The 18,160-nt window shown below is 69.7% G+C and carries 18 protein-coding genes; 10 read left to right on the forward strand and 8 right to left on the reverse strand.

Translation table 11 applies throughout. The annotated features are described in order from the left end of the window. Positions 1–3 precede the first annotated feature (3 nt). Both KLK06_RS07070 and KLK06_RS07075 read right to left on the reverse strand, forming a co-directional pair. A complete protein-coding gene (locus tag KLK06_RS07070; protein ID WP_308168152.1) occupies positions 4–1,062 on the reverse strand; it encodes a CehA/McbA family metallohydrolase in 1,059 nt (352 codons plus the stop codon). Then, entirely contained in the window at positions 1,062–1,931 is an 870-nt protein-coding gene (locus KLK06_RS07075; RefSeq protein ID WP_214634480.1) for a haloalkane dehalogenase, read from the reverse strand. The genes KLK06_RS07070 and KLK06_RS07075 overlap by 1 nt, the downstream gene beginning before the upstream one ends. Positions 1,932–2,079: 148 nt before the next feature. Between KLK06_RS07075 and KLK06_RS07080 the strand changes: the two genes are divergently transcribed. Beyond that, entirely contained in the window at positions 2,080–2,676 is a 597-nt protein-coding gene (locus KLK06_RS07080) for a TetR/AcrR family transcriptional regulator (protein WP_214634481.1), read from the forward strand. Between the two features lie 61 nt (positions 2,677–2,737). Here KLK06_RS07080 and KLK06_RS07085 read toward each other — a convergent pair whose 3' ends face one another. Next, positions 2,738–3,604, reverse strand: a complete 867-nt coding sequence (locus tag KLK06_RS07085; RefSeq protein WP_214634482.1) for a polysaccharide deacetylase family protein — start codon at positions 3,602–3,604, stop codon at positions 2,738–2,740. A 194-nt stretch (positions 3,605–3,798) separates the two neighbouring features. Here KLK06_RS07085 and KLK06_RS07090 point away from each other — a divergent pair, with 194 nt between their 5' ends. The 6 genes from KLK06_RS07090 to KLK06_RS07115 all read left to right on the forward strand — a co-directional run bounded on the left by KLK06_RS07090 (position 3,799) and on the right by KLK06_RS07115 (position 9,653). After that, complete coding sequence (locus KLK06_RS07090; protein ID WP_214634483.1) at positions 3,799–4,851, forward strand: AraC family transcriptional regulator; 1,053 nt, start codon at positions 3,799–3,801, stop codon at positions 4,849–4,851. 125 nt (positions 4,852–4,976) lie between these two features. Continuing rightward, positions 4,977–5,414 (forward strand): VOC family protein, encoded by a 438-nt coding sequence (locus KLK06_RS07095; RefSeq protein ID WP_250904963.1) that lies wholly within the window; start codon positions 4,977–4,979, stop codon positions 5,412–5,414. 47 nt (positions 5,415–5,461) lie between these two features. Next, positions 5,462–5,638 carry a hypothetical protein gene (locus KLK06_RS07100; protein WP_214634485.1) on the forward strand — a complete coding sequence of 59 codons (177 nt, stop codon included), beginning with the start codon at positions 5,462–5,464 and terminating at the stop codon, positions 5,636–5,638. Further along, positions 5,635–6,972: an NAD(P)/FAD-dependent oxidoreductase gene (locus KLK06_RS07105; protein ID WP_214634486.1), complete on the forward strand. Its 1,338-nt coding sequence runs from the start codon at positions 5,635–5,637 to the stop codon at positions 6,970–6,972. Before KLK06_RS07100 ends, KLK06_RS07105 begins: the two co-directional genes overlap by 4 nt. Before the next feature lie 100 nt (positions 6,973–7,072). Further along, positions 7,073–8,536 carry a hypothetical protein gene (locus tag KLK06_RS07110; protein WP_214634487.1) on the forward strand — a complete coding sequence of 488 codons (1,464 nt, stop codon included), beginning with the start codon at positions 7,073–7,075 and terminating at the stop codon, positions 8,534–8,536. A 217-nt stretch (positions 8,537–8,753) separates the two neighbouring features. After that, the gene (locus KLK06_RS07115; RefSeq protein WP_214634488.1) at positions 8,754–9,653 is read left to right on the forward strand and encodes a M23 family metallopeptidase; all 900 of its coding nucleotides are present in this window, start codon (positions 8,754–8,756) and stop codon (positions 9,651–9,653) included. A gap of 93 nt (positions 9,654–9,746) precedes the next feature. Here KLK06_RS07115 and KLK06_RS07120 read toward each other — a convergent pair whose 3' ends face one another. Next, positions 9,747–10,349: a bifunctional 2-polyprenyl-6-hydroxyphenol methylase/3-demethylubiquinol 3-O-methyltransferase UbiG gene (locus KLK06_RS07120; protein ID WP_214634489.1), complete on the reverse strand. Its 603-nt coding sequence runs from the start codon at positions 10,347–10,349 to the stop codon at positions 9,747–9,749. 67 nt (positions 10,350–10,416) lie between these two features. After that, the gene (locus tag KLK06_RS07125; RefSeq protein ID WP_214634490.1) at positions 10,417–11,406 is read right to left on the reverse strand and encodes an alpha/beta hydrolase; all 990 of its coding nucleotides are present in this window, start codon (positions 11,404–11,406) and stop codon (positions 10,417–10,419) included. 68 nt (positions 11,407–11,474) lie between these two features. Between KLK06_RS07125 and KLK06_RS07130 the strand changes: the two genes are divergently transcribed. After that, positions 11,475–12,053 (forward strand): TetR/AcrR family transcriptional regulator, encoded by a 579-nt coding sequence (locus tag KLK06_RS07130; protein ID WP_214634491.1) that lies wholly within the window; start codon positions 11,475–11,477, stop codon positions 12,051–12,053. Here KLK06_RS07130 and KLK06_RS07135 read toward each other — a convergent pair. Then, positions 12,050–12,976, reverse strand: a complete 927-nt coding sequence (locus tag KLK06_RS07135) for an SDR family oxidoreductase (RefSeq protein WP_214634492.1) — start codon at positions 12,974–12,976, stop codon at positions 12,050–12,052. The genes KLK06_RS07130 and KLK06_RS07135 overlap by 4 nt on opposite strands. Before the next feature lie 184 nt (positions 12,977–13,160). On the opposite strand from KLK06_RS07135, the gene KLK06_RS07140 reads away from it, so the two are divergent. Further along, on the forward strand, positions 13,161–14,075 hold the full coding sequence (locus KLK06_RS07140) for a helix-turn-helix transcriptional regulator (RefSeq protein WP_214634493.1): 915 nt from the start codon (positions 13,161–13,163) through the stop codon (positions 14,073–14,075). A 259-nt stretch (positions 14,076–14,334) separates the two neighbouring features. Then, positions 14,335–15,678 carry a sulfatase gene (locus KLK06_RS07145; protein WP_214634494.1) on the forward strand — a complete coding sequence of 448 codons (1,344 nt, stop codon included), beginning with the start codon at positions 14,335–14,337 and terminating at the stop codon, positions 15,676–15,678. A gap of 132 nt (positions 15,679–15,810) precedes the next feature. Here the strand turns inward: KLK06_RS07145 and KLK06_RS07150 are convergent, their stop codons facing one another. Beyond that, complete coding sequence (locus tag KLK06_RS07150; RefSeq protein WP_214634495.1) at positions 15,811–16,926, reverse strand: MerR family transcriptional regulator; 1,116 nt, start codon at positions 16,924–16,926, stop codon at positions 15,811–15,813. Positions 16,927–17,119: 193 nt separating this feature from the next. After that, positions 17,120–18,136 carry a hypothetical protein gene (locus tag KLK06_RS07155; protein WP_308168130.1) on the reverse strand — a complete coding sequence of 339 codons (1,017 nt, stop codon included), beginning with the start codon at positions 18,134–18,136 and terminating at the stop codon, positions 17,120–17,122. Positions 18,137–18,160 lie beyond the last annotated feature (24 nt).

Here is an 18,160-nt window from a genome sequence, read left to right on the forward strand (position 1 = left end):
GGTTCAGGTCAGAATGATCGGGTTGCTGAGCGCCGCCATGCGCCCTTCGGCGTGGCGTACTTCGACGCGGACGAACGCCGATTCCGCCGCGCTGGTACGCCACTCCACGGCGCCTGATCCATCGCTGGGCAACGATTCGCGGTGCGCCTTGCCGCGATCGGTGTGGAAGCTGACCGTGCCGGATGGCACACCGCGTACGTCCACCCGTACCAGCGCCGGCTCGTCGCGGGTCGTCAGCCGCTCACCGATCCCGGCGCTGCGATCACCGGCGGAGACCGTGAGCGACAGTTCGATGGCGGCCGACTCGGCGATCCAGCTGCGGCCGGCCCGGATGCCGGCGAGGACCGCGTCCGTGCTCAGTTCCTCGGCCAGCACGACGGTGTGCGGTGTACCGATCTGGCCCTCCAGATGGGTGTCGCTGTTTCCCATCGCGGGCCGCCATCGCCCGCCGTGGATGTCGGCGGCCAGACCGCGGCCCCACTCGGCCAGCGCTGCCTCGTTGTCGGCGTTCCAGGGCAGGTCCGAGGTCCACAGCCCGTTCCACACCTCGACCACGTCGAACTTCTGGAACGGATACATGAACACGCCGGAGGGGTACGGCGCGTGCGGGTGGGCCGCCACGCACAGCCCACCGGCTCGACGTACCTGGTCGAGATGCCGGTCGACCACGTCGTCGCGTAAGCCGTATCGCCAGTCGACCACCTGCCCCGGGTCGATGCCCAGCGCCAGCCAGTGCCCGGTCCGGGTGGTGACCTCCTGGCCCAGGATCACCAGCAGACCGGTGGCGTGCGAACCCCACGCGGCGTGCGCGTCGGACGTGTTGTGCTCGGTGGTCGCGATGAAGTCCAGCCCCGCCTCACGGGCACCGGCCGCCAGCCGCTCCGGCGTCAGCTCTCCGCCGTTCGAGTGCACCGAATGCACGTGGCAGTCACCTCGGTACCAGCCACGCCCCCGACCCGCCACCCGCCTCGGCGGGAACCGCGACTCCGCAACCCGTTCCGCCCGTTCGTCAGCCTTGGCCATCCCGGCAGCGTAGTTCACGGCGACCAGCGCCCCCATCATCACGGTCGAGAGGCGTCCAGGCGGTGGTGGGCGGCCCAGTCGGTGATCGCTTTGGCGATGGTCTCGGGTTGGTCTTCGGGGGCGTGGTGGCCGGCCGGGCCGCAGTGCCGGGTCTCCAGAGCGGCGATGTTCGCGGCGCACCACGCGGCCATGCGGTCGTCGATGAGGAGGGTCGGCGAGGAGTCGAAGGTGAGCAGGAGTTTGGGGACGTCGGTGCTGGTGGCCAGCCAGGCGTCGTACTGCTCGACGCGTTCGGCGACGTCGGCGGGCTCGCCGTCCAAGGGGAGGGAACGGGCCCATTCCAGAAGGGGGCGGCGGCTCTCGCGGGTCGGATAGAACTCCAGATAGGCCTGGATCTCTTCCTCGGGGAGCGGGTTGAGCACGCCGCCGGTGAAAGCCGAACGCACAAAGAAGTCCTGGTCGAGCACCAGCGTCTCGCCCTGCGGTCCGCGCATGGCCTCGGCGCGGGTGCGCGGCCCATCGCCCAGCTCGCTCCAGGACATCGGCCGGACGATCGTCTCGAAGAAGGCCACGCCGCGGACGCGGCCGGGGTGCCGGGCCGCCCAGTCGAAGGCCAGCGATCCGCCCCAATCGTGGCCGACCAGCACCACCTCTTCCAGACCCATCCGGTCGAACCAGGCGTCCAGGTAGCGGGCGTGGTCGCCGAACCGGTACGGCACGTTCGGCCTGCCTGAGCGCCCCATACCGATGAGGTCGGGGGCCAGCAGCCGGACCTCCGAGCCGACCGCGGGCAGCACCTTGCGCCACAGCCGGGACGAACCAGGATTGCCGTGCAGGAAGACCCAGGCAGCGCCGCTGCCGGTCTCCTCGTAGTGCATCGTCGAGTCGAGCACATCGATCTTAGGCATGTGAACCGTCCTCATATCTCATCGGCCGGCGTTCGGGACCGGGCGGAGGAAGCCCGACACGATACGTGGCGTGTCGCCTTAGCGAGTATCGATCTCTCGCGCTCGGCCTGTCAACACGACACGTTCCGTTTCCCTATAGGCTGGGCACATGCCGAATCCGCCGAATCCGCAACGCCGCAGCGAGAAGAGCCGCCGCGCCACCCTCGACGCGACGCTCGACCTGTGCGCCGAGCAGGGATATGCGCAGGTGACGGTGGAAGGCATCGCCGCCCGTGCGGGCGTGAGCAAGAAAACGGTCTACCGGTGGTGGCCGTCCAAAGGCGCGGTCGTCCTGGAGGCCGTTCACGATGCCGCGGTGCGGCCCACGGTCTTCCCGGACACCGGCGATCTCGTCGCCGACCTGTGTACTCAGCTGTCCGGGGTCATTGACGTGCTGAGCGCGCCGCGCACACGATCGGCCTTCATCGGGGTGCTCACCGAGGCCCAGCATGACCCCGGCCTCGCCGAGCAAATGCATCGCCAGTGGATCGGCCCGCGCATCGATCAGTTCAAGCACCGCCTGCGCAAGGCTCAGGATCAGGGGCACCTGCCGCCCGGCGCCGATCTGGATGTGATCATGGACGTGGTGTACGGGCCGATCTTCCACCGCCTCATGGTCCATCTCCCGCTGCCCGACGAGGCTTATCTTCGCAAGGTGGTCGACAGTGTTCTCCCCGCGTCCGACCAGCCTCCCCGCGAGCGCTGAGCCCACTCTTGTACGTACGGTGGTGGGCTTGCGCGCCTCGCCGGGCCCCATCCGGGAGTCGTCAGGGAGCTGTGCTCGTGCCCGTGCTCGCGTAGTGCTCGGCGATCTCGTCGCTCGTCGTCAGCCACACGCCGGGGTGCTGGACGATGTACTCAAGTGCCTGATCGAGGTACTTCGCGCGGAACGCCTGGCCGATGACGAACGGGTGCAACGCCAACGCCATGACCCGCCCGCTGTCGGCGGACTCGGCATAGAGCTGGTCGAACTGATCCTTGACCAGTTGCACGAAGTCGTCGCCGCTCATGCCGTGCATCGTGAAAATGCCCAGGTCGTTGAGTTCGAGCGAGTACGGCACGCTCAGCATCCCCGGGACGTTCAACCGGTACGGCTGGTCGTCGTTGGTCCAGTCCAGCACGTAGGTCAGGCCGAGCTCGGCGAGCAGGGACGGCGTCTGGAACGTCTCGGTGAGCGCGGGACCGAGCCAGCCGCGCGGCCGCTGCCCGGTGGCCTTCTGGATGGTGTCCACCACCTCGCTCAGGTAGGCGCGCTCGTCGTTGACGTCGGCCTGGAGCGTGGAGTTGTTCTTGCCGTGGGCGAGCCATGCCCAGCCGCGGGCGTTGCCCGCCTCGATGATCTGGGGGTACTGCTCGCACACGTCGGCGTTGAGCAACGTGCTCGCCCGGAGCCCGTGCCGGTCGAGAACCTCCATCACGCGCCAGATCGCCACCCGCGGGCCGTAGTCGCGCCAGCCGTAGTTCAGCGGATCCGGCACCAGCGTCGCGGTCGCTTCGTTGATGCTGGTGGAGGGGCGGTCGATCGTGAAATGCTCAACGTTCAGGCCCACGTAGAAGGCGACGCGGGCGCCTCCTGGCCAGCGGATCGGTTCGCGTCCGACGATCGGGCTGTAGTCGAACAGAGTGTTCTCCATCGCGTTTCCTCTCGGATTGCGTCACGGCCCCGTCAAGGGCTGCCTGTCCATAAAGGTAGGAACCCGAACGCTCCGTCAGGAGGGCCGAAGGCGCCACCGAGTGGGCCGAAGACGCCACCCAAATTGCGACATATCCTCTTTTTCCGGTATGTCAGGCTTGGCGGATCATCGCCGCCCCGGGAGACAGGCCGTTGATGGTGAACAACACGATGCGAGACGGCGTGGTGGCAGACACCGCGAAAGGCACCGTCTCCCCCCATCTGACCCGCTTACTGCTCCGCGCGGGCATCGCCGCCGGCCTGGATCGATCGTCCCTGGTCGGCGTTCCCGGCCTCTCCGTGCTGGATGAGAACGGGATCCGCATCCCCACCGCGACCATCCTGCGGGTCTGGGAACTGATCTCCAGCCCGATGTGGGGAACGGGTAGCAGCAAGCGGGTCATGGAGCTGTGGCGGCCGGGCGCGCTGGGTGTGTGGGACTACCTTTTCTCCGTCTCCAGCACCCTCGGCGACGCACTGCGCGCCTCCAGCCGCCACTTCACGGCCATCGCCGACCCCGCCGACCAGCTCCTCGTCACACACGACGACGACGGCGGAACGACAGTCGGCTGGCAGGGCCCCTACCGCAGCCATCCGGAATACCCGATGATCGCGGAATTCGTGCCGTACATGCTGCTCACGGTGACGAGCCTGGGAGCCGGGCGACGGCTCACACCGGTGCGCGTACGGCTTCCGCACCGCCCGCCCACCGACGCCAGGCGTCTTGTCGAGCTGTACGACACCAGAAGCATCGAGTTCGAGGCCGACCATCCATCGGTCACGTTCGCCGAGGCGGACATGGACGTTCCCCTGCCCCGCGCCGACCCCGCGCTCGCCGCGATCCTGAACGACCATGCGCGACTGTCCATTGCGGCCGCCCGGCCGGTGCTGGGCTGGCTCGACCGCTTCCACGCCATTCTCGAGTCCGCGGTCGCCGACGGCCCGCCGGGCCTGGACCAGGTGGCCGGCCGGCTGGCCATGAGCCCCCGCACCCTCCAGCGACGCCTGCGCGATGAGGGCACCAGTTGGCGGGAAGAGCTGGAAAAGCTTCGGCAGCGCCGGGTGGACCGCCTGCTGCGGGAGACCTCGCTCAGCGTGGAGTCCATCGCCGCGCGAGTCGGCTTCACCGACCCCCGGGCGCTACGTCGAGCCATCCACCGCTGGTACGGCCACGGCCCGGCCGTCATCCGCGCGAGCGGCCCGACCTAGTCCACGCTGCCCTTCCCCGCCCCAAGACTTTCCCGAGCGATTTGATGAGGTTTGTGTACTTCCACGATGCGTGAGGTGAGGGTGGATGTCAGGACACAGGAGCCGAGGGAGCTGACATCGTGGACATGAAGCTCGAGGTTGTGGTGCTGCCCGTCGCCGATGTGGACCGGGCCAAGGACTTCTACAAAGCACTGGGCTGGCGAGAGGATGCCGACGTCGCCACCGGGGAGGACTTCCGGGTGGTGCAGCTGACACCCCCAGGATCGGGGTGCTCGGTCATCTTCGGCACCGGCGTCACCTCGGCCACTCCGGGCTCGGCGCAGGGCCTGTACCTGATAGTGACCGACATCGAGGCGGCCCGGGCCGAGCTGGTCGACCGTGGCGCCGAGATGAGCGAGGTGTTCCACGACTCGGGTGGCGTGTTCCACCACGCCGGGACCCGGGAACGGGTCTCCGGCCCGGATCCGGACCGTGCCAGCTACGGCTCGTTCGCGTCGTTCAGCGACCCGGACGGCAACGGCTGGTTCCTCCAGGAGATCACCACCCGCCTGCCGGGCCGGTGACCTGCGAGCTCCGGTCGGCGCGATCCTTTGCGAAGAGGAGTACTGGCATGCAGGCGACCTATGGTTCCACGGCCGAGTTGGCCGCCGCGTTGCGCCGTGCGGAGGCCGCGCACGGCAAGCACGAGGAGGAGATCGGGCAGCCCGACCCGGACTGGCCGGACTGGTACGCGCAGTACATGGTCGATGAGCAGACAGGCCGCCCCGGCCCGGGGGCGAGCGCATGAGCGACTACGACGTCATCGTCGTGGGCGCCGGCTCGCCGGGCGAGCATTGCGCCGGCGAACTCGCCGACGGCGGCCTGCGCGTCGCGCTGGTCGAGCGCGATCTGGTCGGGGGCGAGTGCTCCTACCGGGCGTGCATCCCGTCCAAGACGCTGCTGCGCCCAGGAGAGGCGGTGCACGACGCGCGCGAGGCGGCGGCCACCGCGCAGGTCGACGTCGGGGCGGCGCTGGCCTGGCGTGACTTCATGGTCTCGGACTACTCCGACGCCGGGCAGGAACGCTGGCTGGCGGACAAGGGCATCGCCCTGCTGCGGGGAACCGGCAAGCTCACCGGAATCGGCGAGGTCGAGGTCGATGGCGTACGCCACTCCGCCCGGCATGTCGTCGTGGCGACCGGCTCGGATCCGGTTGTCCCGCCCATCCCGGGCCTGCGCGAACTCGACGGCGTGTGGACCAACCGCGAGGTGACCGGCATGAAGGCCGTCCCGCGCCGCCTGCTCGTCCTGGGTGGCGGGCCGGTCGGCGTCGAGATGGCCCAGGCCGTACGGCGCTTGGGCGGCGAGGTGGCCCTCGCCGAGGCCGCCGCGCACCTGCTCGCCCACGAGCCCGCGCCACTGGGCGAGGCGCTCGGCGAGGTGCTGCGCGCCGACGGCATCGAGCTGCGGCTGGGCGTGCACGCGACCGCCGCGCGGCGCGACGGTGAGGACTACGTCCTCATCCTCGACGACGGCGGCGAGCTGCGCGGCGACCGCCTGCTCGTGGCCACCGGCCGGCGTCCGCGCGTGGACGGGATCGGCCTGGAAACGGTCGGCGTGAAAGCCGACGGGCACGGGATCCCGGTCGACGCGCGGCTGCGGGCCGGAGAGCGGCTGTGGGCGATCGGCGACGTCACCGGCGTACGGCTGCTGACCCATGTAGGCAAATACCAGGGCGAAGTCGTCGCCGCCAACATCCTCGGCGAGCCCCGCGAGGCCAATTACGCGGCCATACCGGACGTCGTCTACACCGACCCGCAAGCAGCCGCGGTCGGTGCCGCCGAGGCCCGGTTCGCCGCCACCGTCCCGGTGTCCGAGGTGGCCAAAACGGCCACCTACACGCGCGCCTACGCCCAGTCCAACGGATTCCTGACCCTGCTGTCCGACGGCGAGCGGCTGACCGGCGCCTACGCGCTCGGCCCGGAGGCCGGCGAGTGGCTGCAGCAGGCCACCCTGGCCATTCGCGCCGAGGTCCCGCTCGCCGTGCTGCGCGACACCATCCAGCCCTTCCCCACCTTCTCCGAGATCTACGTCTCCGCCCTCAAGGCACTCCACACCACCATCACCGCCGCGCGCCCGTGACCCATCGGCTCGCGCCGGAGCTTCATGAGTGTGCATCCCTTCCGGCAAGTCTCGTCGCCATGTCCGCCCTCCGGAGCCGACCGGCGCTAAGTAAAGGCAGGTGGGATCAACCAAATCGCTTCGTTCGTGGCTACGGGCCGATCCATGGCGCACGCTGCTGATTCTGGTAGCCGTCTGCTACGGGATCGTCCAGTTGGCCGGGGTCACTCCCAAGATGGGAGTGGGGTGGGACGAGGTCGTCTACGTCAGCCAGGTCGACCCGCGGGTGCCCGCCACCGAGTTCATCGCGCCCCGCGCTCGGGGAATCACCCTGATCGTCGCCCCGGTGGTGCTGATCACCTCGTCGACGGAGGCGCTGCGGATCTATCTGAGCCTGCTGTCGGCCGTGGCACTGTACGCGTCGTTCGGAACCTGGCTGCGGGTACGCTCCGGACCGACGGTGCCCCTCGCCGCCCTGCTGTTCGCGTCCTTGTGGCTGTCGTTGTTCTATGGCGGCGCGGCCATGCCGAACATGTGGGTGGCGTTCGGCGCGGTGGCCGCCGTCGGCTGCTTCCTGCGCTGCACGCGGCCGGACAGCGGGCGGGGGCCCCTGATAGGGCTGGCGGTGAGCGTGGCCGCGGTGGCCCTGCTTCGCCCGCCGGACAGTGTCTGGCTCGTCCTCCCGCTCGCGGTGGCGCTCGCCAAGCCGGGATGGCGGCGGATCGGAGCCGGGGCGGCCCTGATCGTGGGTCTGGTGGCCGGCTGGGCCGACTGGATCATCGAGGCATTCGTCCGCTTCGGCGGCCTGGTCGCTCGATGGCAGGCAGCCGGAGCGGCGAACGAGACCGGCCTGCACTTCTCGCTTTACGAGCACGCTCGAGCGCTCAACGGACCGTTGCTCTGCCGGCCTCCCGCGCACTGCGGGCCCGTTGTGCTGCCCTGGCTGCTCTGGTGGTGCGCGATCCCCGTCCTGGTCCTGCTCGGCCTGTACGCGGCGCGACGCCGTGAACGCCTGGCCGAGTGCGTGATGCCGGCCCTCACCGGCCTGTCGATGGCCGTGCCGTACATCTTCCTGGTCGGCTACGCGGCGCCCCGGTTCCTGCTGCCCACGTACGCGCTGCTGGTGTTCCCGATCGCGCACTGCGCGCTCTGGCCGCTGGAAGGGGCACGCGGGCAAGCGGCTCGCCGTGCCGGTGCCGCTCTCGTGGCCGCCGGCTTCCTCGCGCAGTTCACCCTGCAGGGCCTGACGCTCGACAAGGTCGTCTCGCCTCGCCTGTCCAAGCGGCAGGCCGACGTCGAGGTCGCCGGCGCGTTGGCCACGTTCGCCGTCCACCGGCCTTGCCTGGTGTACGGCGAGCACGCGGTGATGATCGCCTACCGGATGGGGTGCGAGGCGCACACCGTCTTGCGCTGGCCGCAGGACAGCGAGGTGCCGGCCCCCGTGCTCGGTGCCCAGAACGCGGGAAAGACCGTGGTCGCCGTCGACAAGGGCCGGTCGATCCCGGCGCCGTTCCTGCTGGCGTGGGAGAGGCGGCGGCTGCCAGGAGTGCGGCCCGGCACGTGGTACGCCTACGTTCCCCGCTGACGATCCATCGGGGATGACCTCGGCCTCGACGCCAAGCGCAAGAAGCCGCAAAATTTCATGTCACAAAGATTGATGAAGAGAACTTTCAGAGTTATGTTCATGATCGACCCTCCCTCCCGCGGCCTTCCCTCCCCGTCGAAGTGGATCACCGTGCCGCCAACGTAGGAACTGGGCGCCTAACCACATCCCCCCAACGCACCTGTTCAGAGAGGTGAGCATGCCCACAACCGGCAGGCCGACCTGGCCCAAGACCCTCCGATTCGCGATCACCGCCCTGTTAGTCACTTTCGCGGCGGCGCTGGTCCCCCAGTCCGCCTCAGCGCAGGGCAGCGCCGTCCTGGCCGTGGCCCACAAGAGCCCGTTCAACTGCGGGAAGACCTTCTACGCCAACAACTGGACCCCCACCCACAACCCCTCGGGCTCCATCGACTGGCAGGACTACGGCAGCGATGACATCAACGGTGAGACCGTACGTGCCACCGCTGCGGGCACCGCGTACTTCTATGACGCGGGAAGCACCAGCTACGGCAAGTGGGTACAGGTCAATCACAGTGACGGCACCAGTACCCGATACGCCCACCTCGCGACCCAGGTGAAGTCGGCCGGCAGCTCCATGGCCGTCGGTCAGGGCACCGTGATCGGGACTGTCGGCTCGACGGGCGGCGCGACCGCTCCGCACCTGCACTACGAACAGCGCACCTCCAGTGGCGCGATGGACACCAGCCCGACCGTGGACGGCGTGAACGTGCCCTTGGGCACGAAGAAGGCCGTTACGAGCACCAACGCCTGCGGCGGCAACCCCTACACCCCCGAGGAGGTCTGCGGCAGCGGTTACTCGGTCATCGACTCGGCCGCCCTCACCGGAGGCCGCACCTATCTGCTCTACAACTCGGGCAATGGCTACAACTGCGTCACGACGTTGAAGACGACGAGCCTCGGCACGGCGTCGGCGGTGTCGGCATTCCTTGAGCCGGAAGGAGAAAGCGGGACGACCGACTCGGGCAGCTACGGCTATTACGCGGGGCCGGTCAAGCGGGACGCGGCCGGACAATGCGTCAAGTGGGGCGGTTCGGTCGGCAGCAGCTCGTACACCAGCGGCTTCGAACACTGCGGTTAAGAGCGTTGTTCAGGTGATGGTCGGTCGCTGAAGGAGCCGTGGCAGGGTTCCTCCAGCGACTGGTCTTCTGAGCGGACCGCTTGCTGACCCCGCTCAGTCCTGCGGCTTGCGCCACATGATGCTGTAGCGCAACAGGAGGTGGCGGCGATACCGGGAGCCGGGCAGGATCTCTGTCGCCAACGCTCGCATCTGCGGGTACGTCACCGGCGGCGGCCACACCATGGGGGACGGATGCTGCCACTGGCCCTTCGCGGCGCGGTGGAGGGCACCGACGACGACGCCGGCCAGGTCGCGCGGCAGGTCGTTGGGCATGCTGCTGCGGGCCAAGCCGACGATGGCCAGGACGCCGCCGGGGCGCAGCAGGTCGCGCATGCGGGCCAACCCCGTGGCGGCGTCCACGTGATGCAGGGTGGCCACCGACGCGATGACGTCGAACGAGGCGGGCTCGAACGGGTGGGTGAGGAAATCGCCGAGGATGTAGTCGACGTCGTCCGGGTACCCGCGGGCATGGTCGATGCTGGTCGCGTCAAGATCGATGCCGGTGACATGTGGCACGGCCTGCCGGAGTGCGCGGGATAGCATGCCCTCGCCGCAGCCGATGTCGAGGGCGCGCTGGGCGCCATCGGGGACCGCGCGCAGGATGTGGGGATGGTAGTGGATGTTGTGGTTCCACCGCTTTCCGTCCTTCACTGTCATGTGATCATCCTGCCGAACATGGGCCCCGCTGGTCGGGTGGTCGGTGAAAGCGGCAGGCCAGGGCCCGTCACCGAACGATGGCGCCCCGGAGGAACTCGACGATCTCCGCCCGCGCGGCCTTCGCCTGCGGCACCACGCCCGGCATGCTGAGGAACGCGTGCGTCGCCCCGGGATATTCGGTGAGCCGCGCGGGCGTCCCGGCCGCGCGCAGTCGTTCGGCGTAACAGCGGCCGTGATCGGCCACCGGATCAATGGTGGGCACCAGCACGAGCGCTGGGGCCAGCCCGCTCAGGTCGTCGGCGTACAGCGGCGACACCGCACGAGGATCCGTTCCCGGCGGAACGGCGAATCGCTGGAACAGCCGCATCTGCGTCATGGTGAGCATCGGGCTGTCGGCGTGCCGGCTCATCGAGGCGTGCTCGAACCCCGTCGGGGTCAGGTCGACCGGGGCGTTGGCCAGCACCTGCGCCCGCAGGGGCAGGCCGGAGTCTCTGGCGCGGATCGCGGCCAGGGCGGTGACCATCGCGCCGGTGCTCTCACCGAAGACGGCGGTCCGTGCCGGGTCGACTCCCCACTGCGCGGCGTGCCGCACCACGTGCTGGAGCACGTCCCAGCCGTCGTCGACGGCCGCCGACATCGGAGTCTCCGCGTCGAGGAGGCGGTGCTCGACCGAGACGACGACCGCGGGCAGCCGCGCGGCGAGGTGGCTGTTCACCCAGTCGCTCTGCACCGCCGTGCCCACGAACCCGCCTCCGTGCACGTGGAGCACGAGTGGCAGGCCGGCCCGGTCGGCGCCTTCGCGCCCGGGCGAGGGCCGGGACACCCGGACCTTGAGCCTGCGATCGGGCAGCGCCACTTCCTGCCACTCGATCGTGGCGCCGCGGTCCGGAAACCCGATGATCAACCGCGCCAGACGGGACGCCCGCTTGCGGTTCACCGTGTCGCGCAAGGTGACCAGTTCCTCGGCCGTCATCGTCGACCAGTCCGGCTCCTTTCCCAGGGCACTCATCAACCGGATGCCCAGCGGCGGCCGCTCCGTACCCGTGACCTCGCTCATGTGTCCTCCAGAGTTTCGATACCTCAAGTATCGATACTCATGGTAGCGCAAGAGGTTAGGGTGTGGGCATGACCCGAGCGACCACATCCGCCAGACCACCAGGTCGCCCGCGCTCCGGCGTCCACGCCGTGGTCTTCGCCGCGACGCTGAGCACGGTCCACGAGCTCGGCTACGCGCGTGCCACCGTCGAACGCATCGCCGCGGTGGCCGGCGTCGCGAAGACGACGATCTACCGTCGCTGGCCGTCGAAGGGCGCGTTGATCGTGGACTGCCTCCTTGACGCGTTCGGCCCGGTGCCGTTGGCGGGCACCGGTCGAGCCGAGCTCATGACCTCGGCCATCCGCTGGATCGCGGCGAAGATCGGCGAGCCCGGGGTCGGTGACGCGTTCGCGGGCGTGTTCAGTGACGCCGTCAGTGATCCGGCTCTGCGCGAGGTCCTGTCCTCGCGGTTGCAGGACCCGTACCGGCTCGCGCTCCAGGACGCGCTCGGCGAGCCGGAGAACCGGGTCCTGTTCTTCATCGACGTCGTCGTCGGAACCTTGCTCCACCGGATGGGCATGACCGGCGAGCCGATGGTCGACGCCGACGTCGCCGCGCTGGTCGAGATGGTTCTGCCGCACTTCGGCGAAAGCGCAGGTCCGGCCTAGACCTCGAAGTAGTGGCCCTGTCCCATATCGTCGAGGAGATCGGCGTGCGTCGGCTGCCATCCCAGAAGTTCGCGAGTCAGCGCGCTCGAGACCGGGACGTCCATCCCGAGGAAGCCGGCCAGCCAGCCGAAGTGCTCGCCGGCGTCGTCCTGGGAGATCGAGGCCACCGGCAGGTCTAGCCGGCGGCCGATCACCTGGGCGATGTCGCGGATCGGCACGCCCTGCTCAGCGACCCCGTGCAGGATGGTGCCCGCCGGAGCCTTCTCGAGCGCGAGCCGGAAGAGGCGGGCGGCATCCAGCCGGTGCACCGCCGGCCAGTGATTGGCCCCGTCGCCGAGATAGCCCGAGACGCCCTTGCCGCGGGCTATACCGATCAGGGCCGGCATGAAGCCGTGGTCTCCTTCACCGTGCACGGTCGGGGACAGGCGCACGACTGACGAGCGCACGCCACTGGAGGCCAGGGAGAGCGCCACCTGCTCATTGGGGAGGCGGGCCGCTACCGGCGAGCCGGGGGGCAGCGCGAGCGGGTCGCGTTCGGTCCCGACGGTCCCCGGCTTGAGCGCCAGCGTGCCGGAGGTCACGACCAGTGGCCGGCCGGAGCCCTCGAGAGCGGCGCCGAGGGTCTCGATGGCCCGCCGATCGGTGCGCGCCGCGTACTCGTACTGCGACAGTGTCGTCTCCTCGTGCCGCGGGGCGTCGCGGGTGTACGCGGTGTGGATGACGCCGTCGGACGCGGCGGCGGCGTCACGCAAGCCGTCGAGGTCGTCGAGAGCGGCGCGGTGCGCCTCGGCGCCGACAGCCGTCAACGCCGCGGCAGCCGCGTCCGAGCGGGCGAGGCCGACGACCTTGTGCCCTGCTTCGAGGAGTTCGCGGACGACGGCAGAGCCGACGAAGCCGGTCGCGCCGGTGACGAAGACATGCATCAGGAGATCCTCTTCTATCTGTGGTAGCTGATCGACGGACCTTCCGCTGGCTGCAGCGAGCCGCGGCCACGTCGTTCGGCGGTGATTGGAGTTTGTGCCGTCCGCCACGGGTCAGCCAGATCCCTGCCGGGGGTGGCCCTGATGGGGCCACGTCCGAGCCGCCCGGGCGCCGTAAGCTCGGCGCATGGCCGAGGGCAATGCGATGGGTGAGTTCCTGCGCGCACGGCGGGAGTTGGTGCGGCCGGAGGACGTCGGCATCCCCGAGCTGGACCGTCGCCGCGTGCCCGGGCTGCGCCGCTCGGAGCTGGCGATGCTCGCTGGGATCAGTACCGAGTACTACGTCCGTTTGGAGCAAGGCCGCGACCGGCACCCGTCGACCATGGTCCTGGAAGCGCTCGCGCGAGCGCTCCAGCTCGATGAGCACGCGACCGCGCACCTGCACCGGCTCCTGGCGCCGGCGCCCCGCCGCGCACCACGGCGCAGGGCCGAGAAGGTCTCGCCGCAGATCGACGTACTGCTGCGGTCCCTCGACCCGACCACGCCCGCCTACGTCACCGGCCGGCTCACGAACGTGCTGGCCGCGAACACACTGGCCACGGCCGTGCTTCCGCTGCTGGTGCCGGGCACCAACTTCGTCCGCGCCACCTTCCTGGATCCGATCGCCGATCAGCTCTATGACGACATCGAGGCCCGCCGGGCCGCCGCCGCGGCCGGCCTGCGCGCCTTCGCCGGTCCCGACGTCGATGACCCCGAGCTGACCGAGCTCGTCGGGGAGCTGTCAGTCAAGAGCCCGGACTTCCGCCGCCTCTGGTCCCGGCACGACGTCAAGCCCATGCACGGCGCCCTGCCCCGGCTCGGCATCCGCCACCCCCAGCTCGGCCCGATCGACCTCTACCACCAGAAGCTCCAGATCCCGGGTGCCGGCGGGCAGGTCCTCGGACTCCTCTACGCGGAGCCCGGCAGCAGGAGCGAACAGGCCGTGGCCATGCTGGCCGCGATGATGGCGAAACCAGAGGGTCATCGAGTGGGTCGGCGCGCGCTAGGTCTGAGTACCACAGATGCGGCCGATGCCCCGCGCCCCGAAGCGCGGAGTAGCTGAGACATCCACTCGCAACCGCGCCAGCCGATCGCCGACGGCCACAGTATGGACGCCGTCTTGACGGTCCGGTCGTCCCGCTGGCAGCGTCGTCGCCATGGTCTCTGGCGCCGGCCACCACCACCACCTGGGCACGCCTGCCGTGCTCGTGGGGCGCGGCATGTCGATCTGTGCCGGCAGTCCAGCGCCATCTGTCCTCTTCGGTTCCCTCCCGCCGCGCGCCCACGCGCGTTCCCCTTCATCTCTGACCTGAGGAAAACGCATGTCCGAACGCTCCCCCCTGCCCTCCTCCGATGCCCAGGACGGTTTATCGCGCCGTGCGCTGGGCGGCTTGATCGGCGGTGGCGCACTGTCCGCCATAGCCGGGACGGCCGCCGCTTCGCCGGCCGTCGCCAGTAGCGGTACGACGGCCGAGCAGCCCTTCCGGGCGCGCACCGGCGCAAGCAGCGGGCGGCGACCCAATCTGCTGGTCATCCTCGGCGACGACCTCGGCTGGGCCGACCTCTCGTCGTACGGCGCACCGCATATCAAGACCCCCAACCTGGACCGCCTCGCCCGGCAGGGTGTCCGCTTCACCGACGCGTACGCCGGATCCGCGACCTGCTCGCCCACCCGGTTCAGCCTCTACACCGGCCGCTATCCGGGCCGTACCAAGGGCGGGCTCGCCGAGCCCATCGCCAACCGTACGCTCGGACTCGACCCCACACACCCGACCCTGGCCTCGCTGCTGCGGACGGCCGGCTACTCCACCGCGCTCATCGGCAAGTGGCACTGCGGCTGGCTGCCGAACTACAGCCCCACCAAGTCCGGTTGGGACGAGTTCTTCGGCAACCACGGTGGCGCACTGGAGTACTTCTCCAAGCTCGGCGACCTCGGCGACTACGACCTCTACGAAGGCGACGCCACCTACCAGGACCTGCGCTACTACACCAACGTCCTGACCGAACGGGCCGTGGAGTACATCGGCCGCGACCACGCACAGCCCTGGCTGCTCAACCTCAACTTCACCACCCCGCACTGGCCCTGGCTCGCCGAGGGCGACGCGGAGACCGGCGCCGGGATCGCCGCGAAGATCCGCGCGGTCACCGACGCCGGTGAGATCTTCAGCGTCCTCGGCCACTTCGACGGCGGCTCTGTCGCCAAGTACACCGACAACTGGCCCCTGAGCGGTGGGAAGTTCCAGCTCCTCGAAGGCGGCATCCGGGTGCCGACGATCGTCCGCTGGCCGGGGCGTATCAATCCGGGCCAGGTCAGTCACGAGCCGAACTTCTCGCCCGACTGGACCGCCACCTTCCTGGAACTGGGCGGCGCCAGGCCGGCCCCGGCCTACCCGCTGGACGGCACCAGCCTGGCGGGATATCTGCTGCGCGGCCACGCGCCCGGCGAACGCGACCTCTTCTGGCGGGTACGGGCCAACCGGGCGTTGCGGCGCGGCGATTGGAAGTACTACCAGGACGCCGACGGCACGGACTATCTGTACGACCTCGCGCGGGACTCCCGCGAGCAGGCCGACCTCGCCTCCGAGCGGCCGGAGCTGCTCGCGGAGTTGAAAGCGGCCTGGGAGAAGACCGACGCGGGCCTGCTGCCGTACCCAACTGCCGGGTGACCGGCCGAGCAGTTCGGCGACGAAGGCCGACGACGCCGTGGCAGACCTCCGTACCGTGTCGCACCCGCTCAGCGCCGCACATGGCCGGCGGGCCGTCCAGGAGCCACCATGACGCTGACCCTGCGACGCGGTTCAAGCTATGAGCAGGCGGAGGCCGAGATCTGCCGCGTCGAGGTCGGCGAGGTCGCTGTTGCGCTCGGCCCACCGGCCGGAGTCGAGGTCGTCACTGAGGCTTCGCACCGCCCGCTGCTCGGCCTCCGGCCCGACCCTCGTCCACACCGACATCGCACGGCGCACGTGATCCTCCAGGTACGCCCCCGGTCGGCGCCAGTACGCCTCGAACAGGCCATCAGCGCAGTCCCACGGAATGGACACCGGCTCAGCGCGGGCGTCGATCGCGTCGACCATCCCAGCGAGCGAAGGAAATTCTGCGAGGACGGCGGCGAACTCGGGCAGGTAGTCGCGGGTAAGCCAGAACCGGTCCTGCCATCCGGGCTCGTCGGTGTCGAACGTGAGCACCACCACGCGGCGGGCCACGCGCCGCATCTCGCGCAGCCCCGCTATCGGGTCCCCCCAGTGATGAACGGTGGAAACGGCCATCGCGACGTCGAAGGACTGGTCCTCGAACGGCAGGCTCTCCGCGGCGGCGGCCACGCACGGCGCCGAGCCGGCAGGCCGCTGCCCCCGCATGACCGCCGATGGCTCCACCGCGGTCACGTCGCGATCAGCAGGCTCGTAGGAGCCGGTGCCGGCCCCGACGTTCAGCACCGTCTGCGCGTCCCCGAGCGCGTCCCAGATCTGCGCGGCGATCCGCGGCTCGGTACGCCGTGTCGCGGTGTAGGCGCCGCCGATCGCGTCGTACAGTCGTGCACCGAGTATCTCCAGTTGCTCCTCCGGTGTCACCTTCACTCCCTTCGCCCGTGCCTCAAGTTCCCTGTCGATGGCCGCCACCATGGCGTCAGCGCGATCACGCCGCTCCAGCAGCAGGCCGCGCAGTCGGCGCAGGTGCGCGACCGCGTCGGTGGACGGGTCGCCGACCAGTTCCGCAACCTCCCGCAGCCCGAAGCCCAACCGCCGATAGGCCAGCACCTCCCGCAGCCGCTCCACGTCGCCCGCCGAATAGGCCCGGTATCCGGCCACGGTCCGCGCCGACGGCCGAACGAGCCTGATCTCGTCATAGTGATGCAGCGTGCGGACGCTAACGCCAGCCAGCTCGGCCACACGTCCCACGGTCCAGTGATCCTCCACGGCACCGACTATGCAGCCTGACGCCACGTGAGGGTCAAGAACCTCACTCACGGCAGCAAGAGCCGAACGCGAAGCAGCGGTCCGAGGCGACTCCTGCAAGCGCGAAGCGCCCAGAAAGCGAAGCCCTAATGAGAGCTAACGGATCTGTCCGGAGCGAAGCGGAGGTCCTTTGTAGCCCGGGCGCCCCATCGGCTCAGTACACCGAGATGTGCGGGTGGTCATAGTGGTTGGCCGTGGTGCCGCCGCGGTCTGACATCGTGCGCCAGGCGCCGGTCCTGGCGTGCCAGATTCGCTGCCGGTAGATGATGTACATGATGCCGAGCCGCTTGGAGTTTTTGATCGCCCAGGCGGCGATCTCGTTGCCGCGGGCCACCTCGGCGGCCGTCGGCATCGAGCCGCCGCGGCTCAGCATGAAGTCGCACGCCCGCCCGAGCGGGTGCTCGCCGCCGTCCTGGATCGCCCGGTAGCAGCCGATCCCGTTCGGTACGTCGAACCGCTCCTTCACGAGGGTCTTGACCAGGCGCATCCGGGGCGTGATGTTGTCGGAGCCCCCGGGTAGCTGCGGGACCCAGGTGCCGTCCGAACGCCGTACCCCCGGCGCCTTGTAGAGCTTGTCGATCTTGTCCTTGATCTTCTTGATCAGGCTCTCGGCTTTGTCCTTGCGCTTGCCGAGGTCGGCGACCTGGGTGCCGAGTTCCTCGGCGCGGGCGGCCGCCTCTTCCTCAGCCTGCCTGCGGCCGTCTCTGACCTGGGCGAAGCCGCTTAGCCGGGCGTTCTGCTGGTCTATGAGGTGCTGAGAGAGGGCAAGGCCGCCCATGAGCGCCGACGGGTCCTCGGTCCCCGAGAGCATGGTGGCCGCGCTCGGGGGGCCGCCGTTGGTGTATTGGGCGATGGCCATCAGCCTGAGTTCGGCCGACTCGCGGTCGTAGATCTCCTGGGCCGCGGCCAGCTTCTCCTTGGCGGCCCGCTCCGCCTTCTCGGCCTTCTGGTGGGCGATGCGGCCGTTGTAGTACTCGGTGATCAGCTTGTCCGACTGCTTCCGCAGGGCGGTCAGTTCCTTCTTGAGCTGCTTGATCGTCGGTTTGGGGGCCGCGTGCGCGGGGGTGGCCGGTCCCGTTATCAGGAGCACCGCTGTGAGCAGCGCGGAGAGCGCTTGGGTGAGGGTTCGGATGGGACGGCGCCGCCGGTCTGCGGGGGATGCAACCGCCACACTTCTCCTTCGCCCGAGCTGGCG

It is taken from the genome of Nonomuraea sp. NEAU-A123 (assembly GCF_018603905.1).
Classification (GTDB): Bacteria; Actinomycetota; Actinomycetes; order Streptosporangiales; family Streptosporangiaceae; genus Nonomuraea.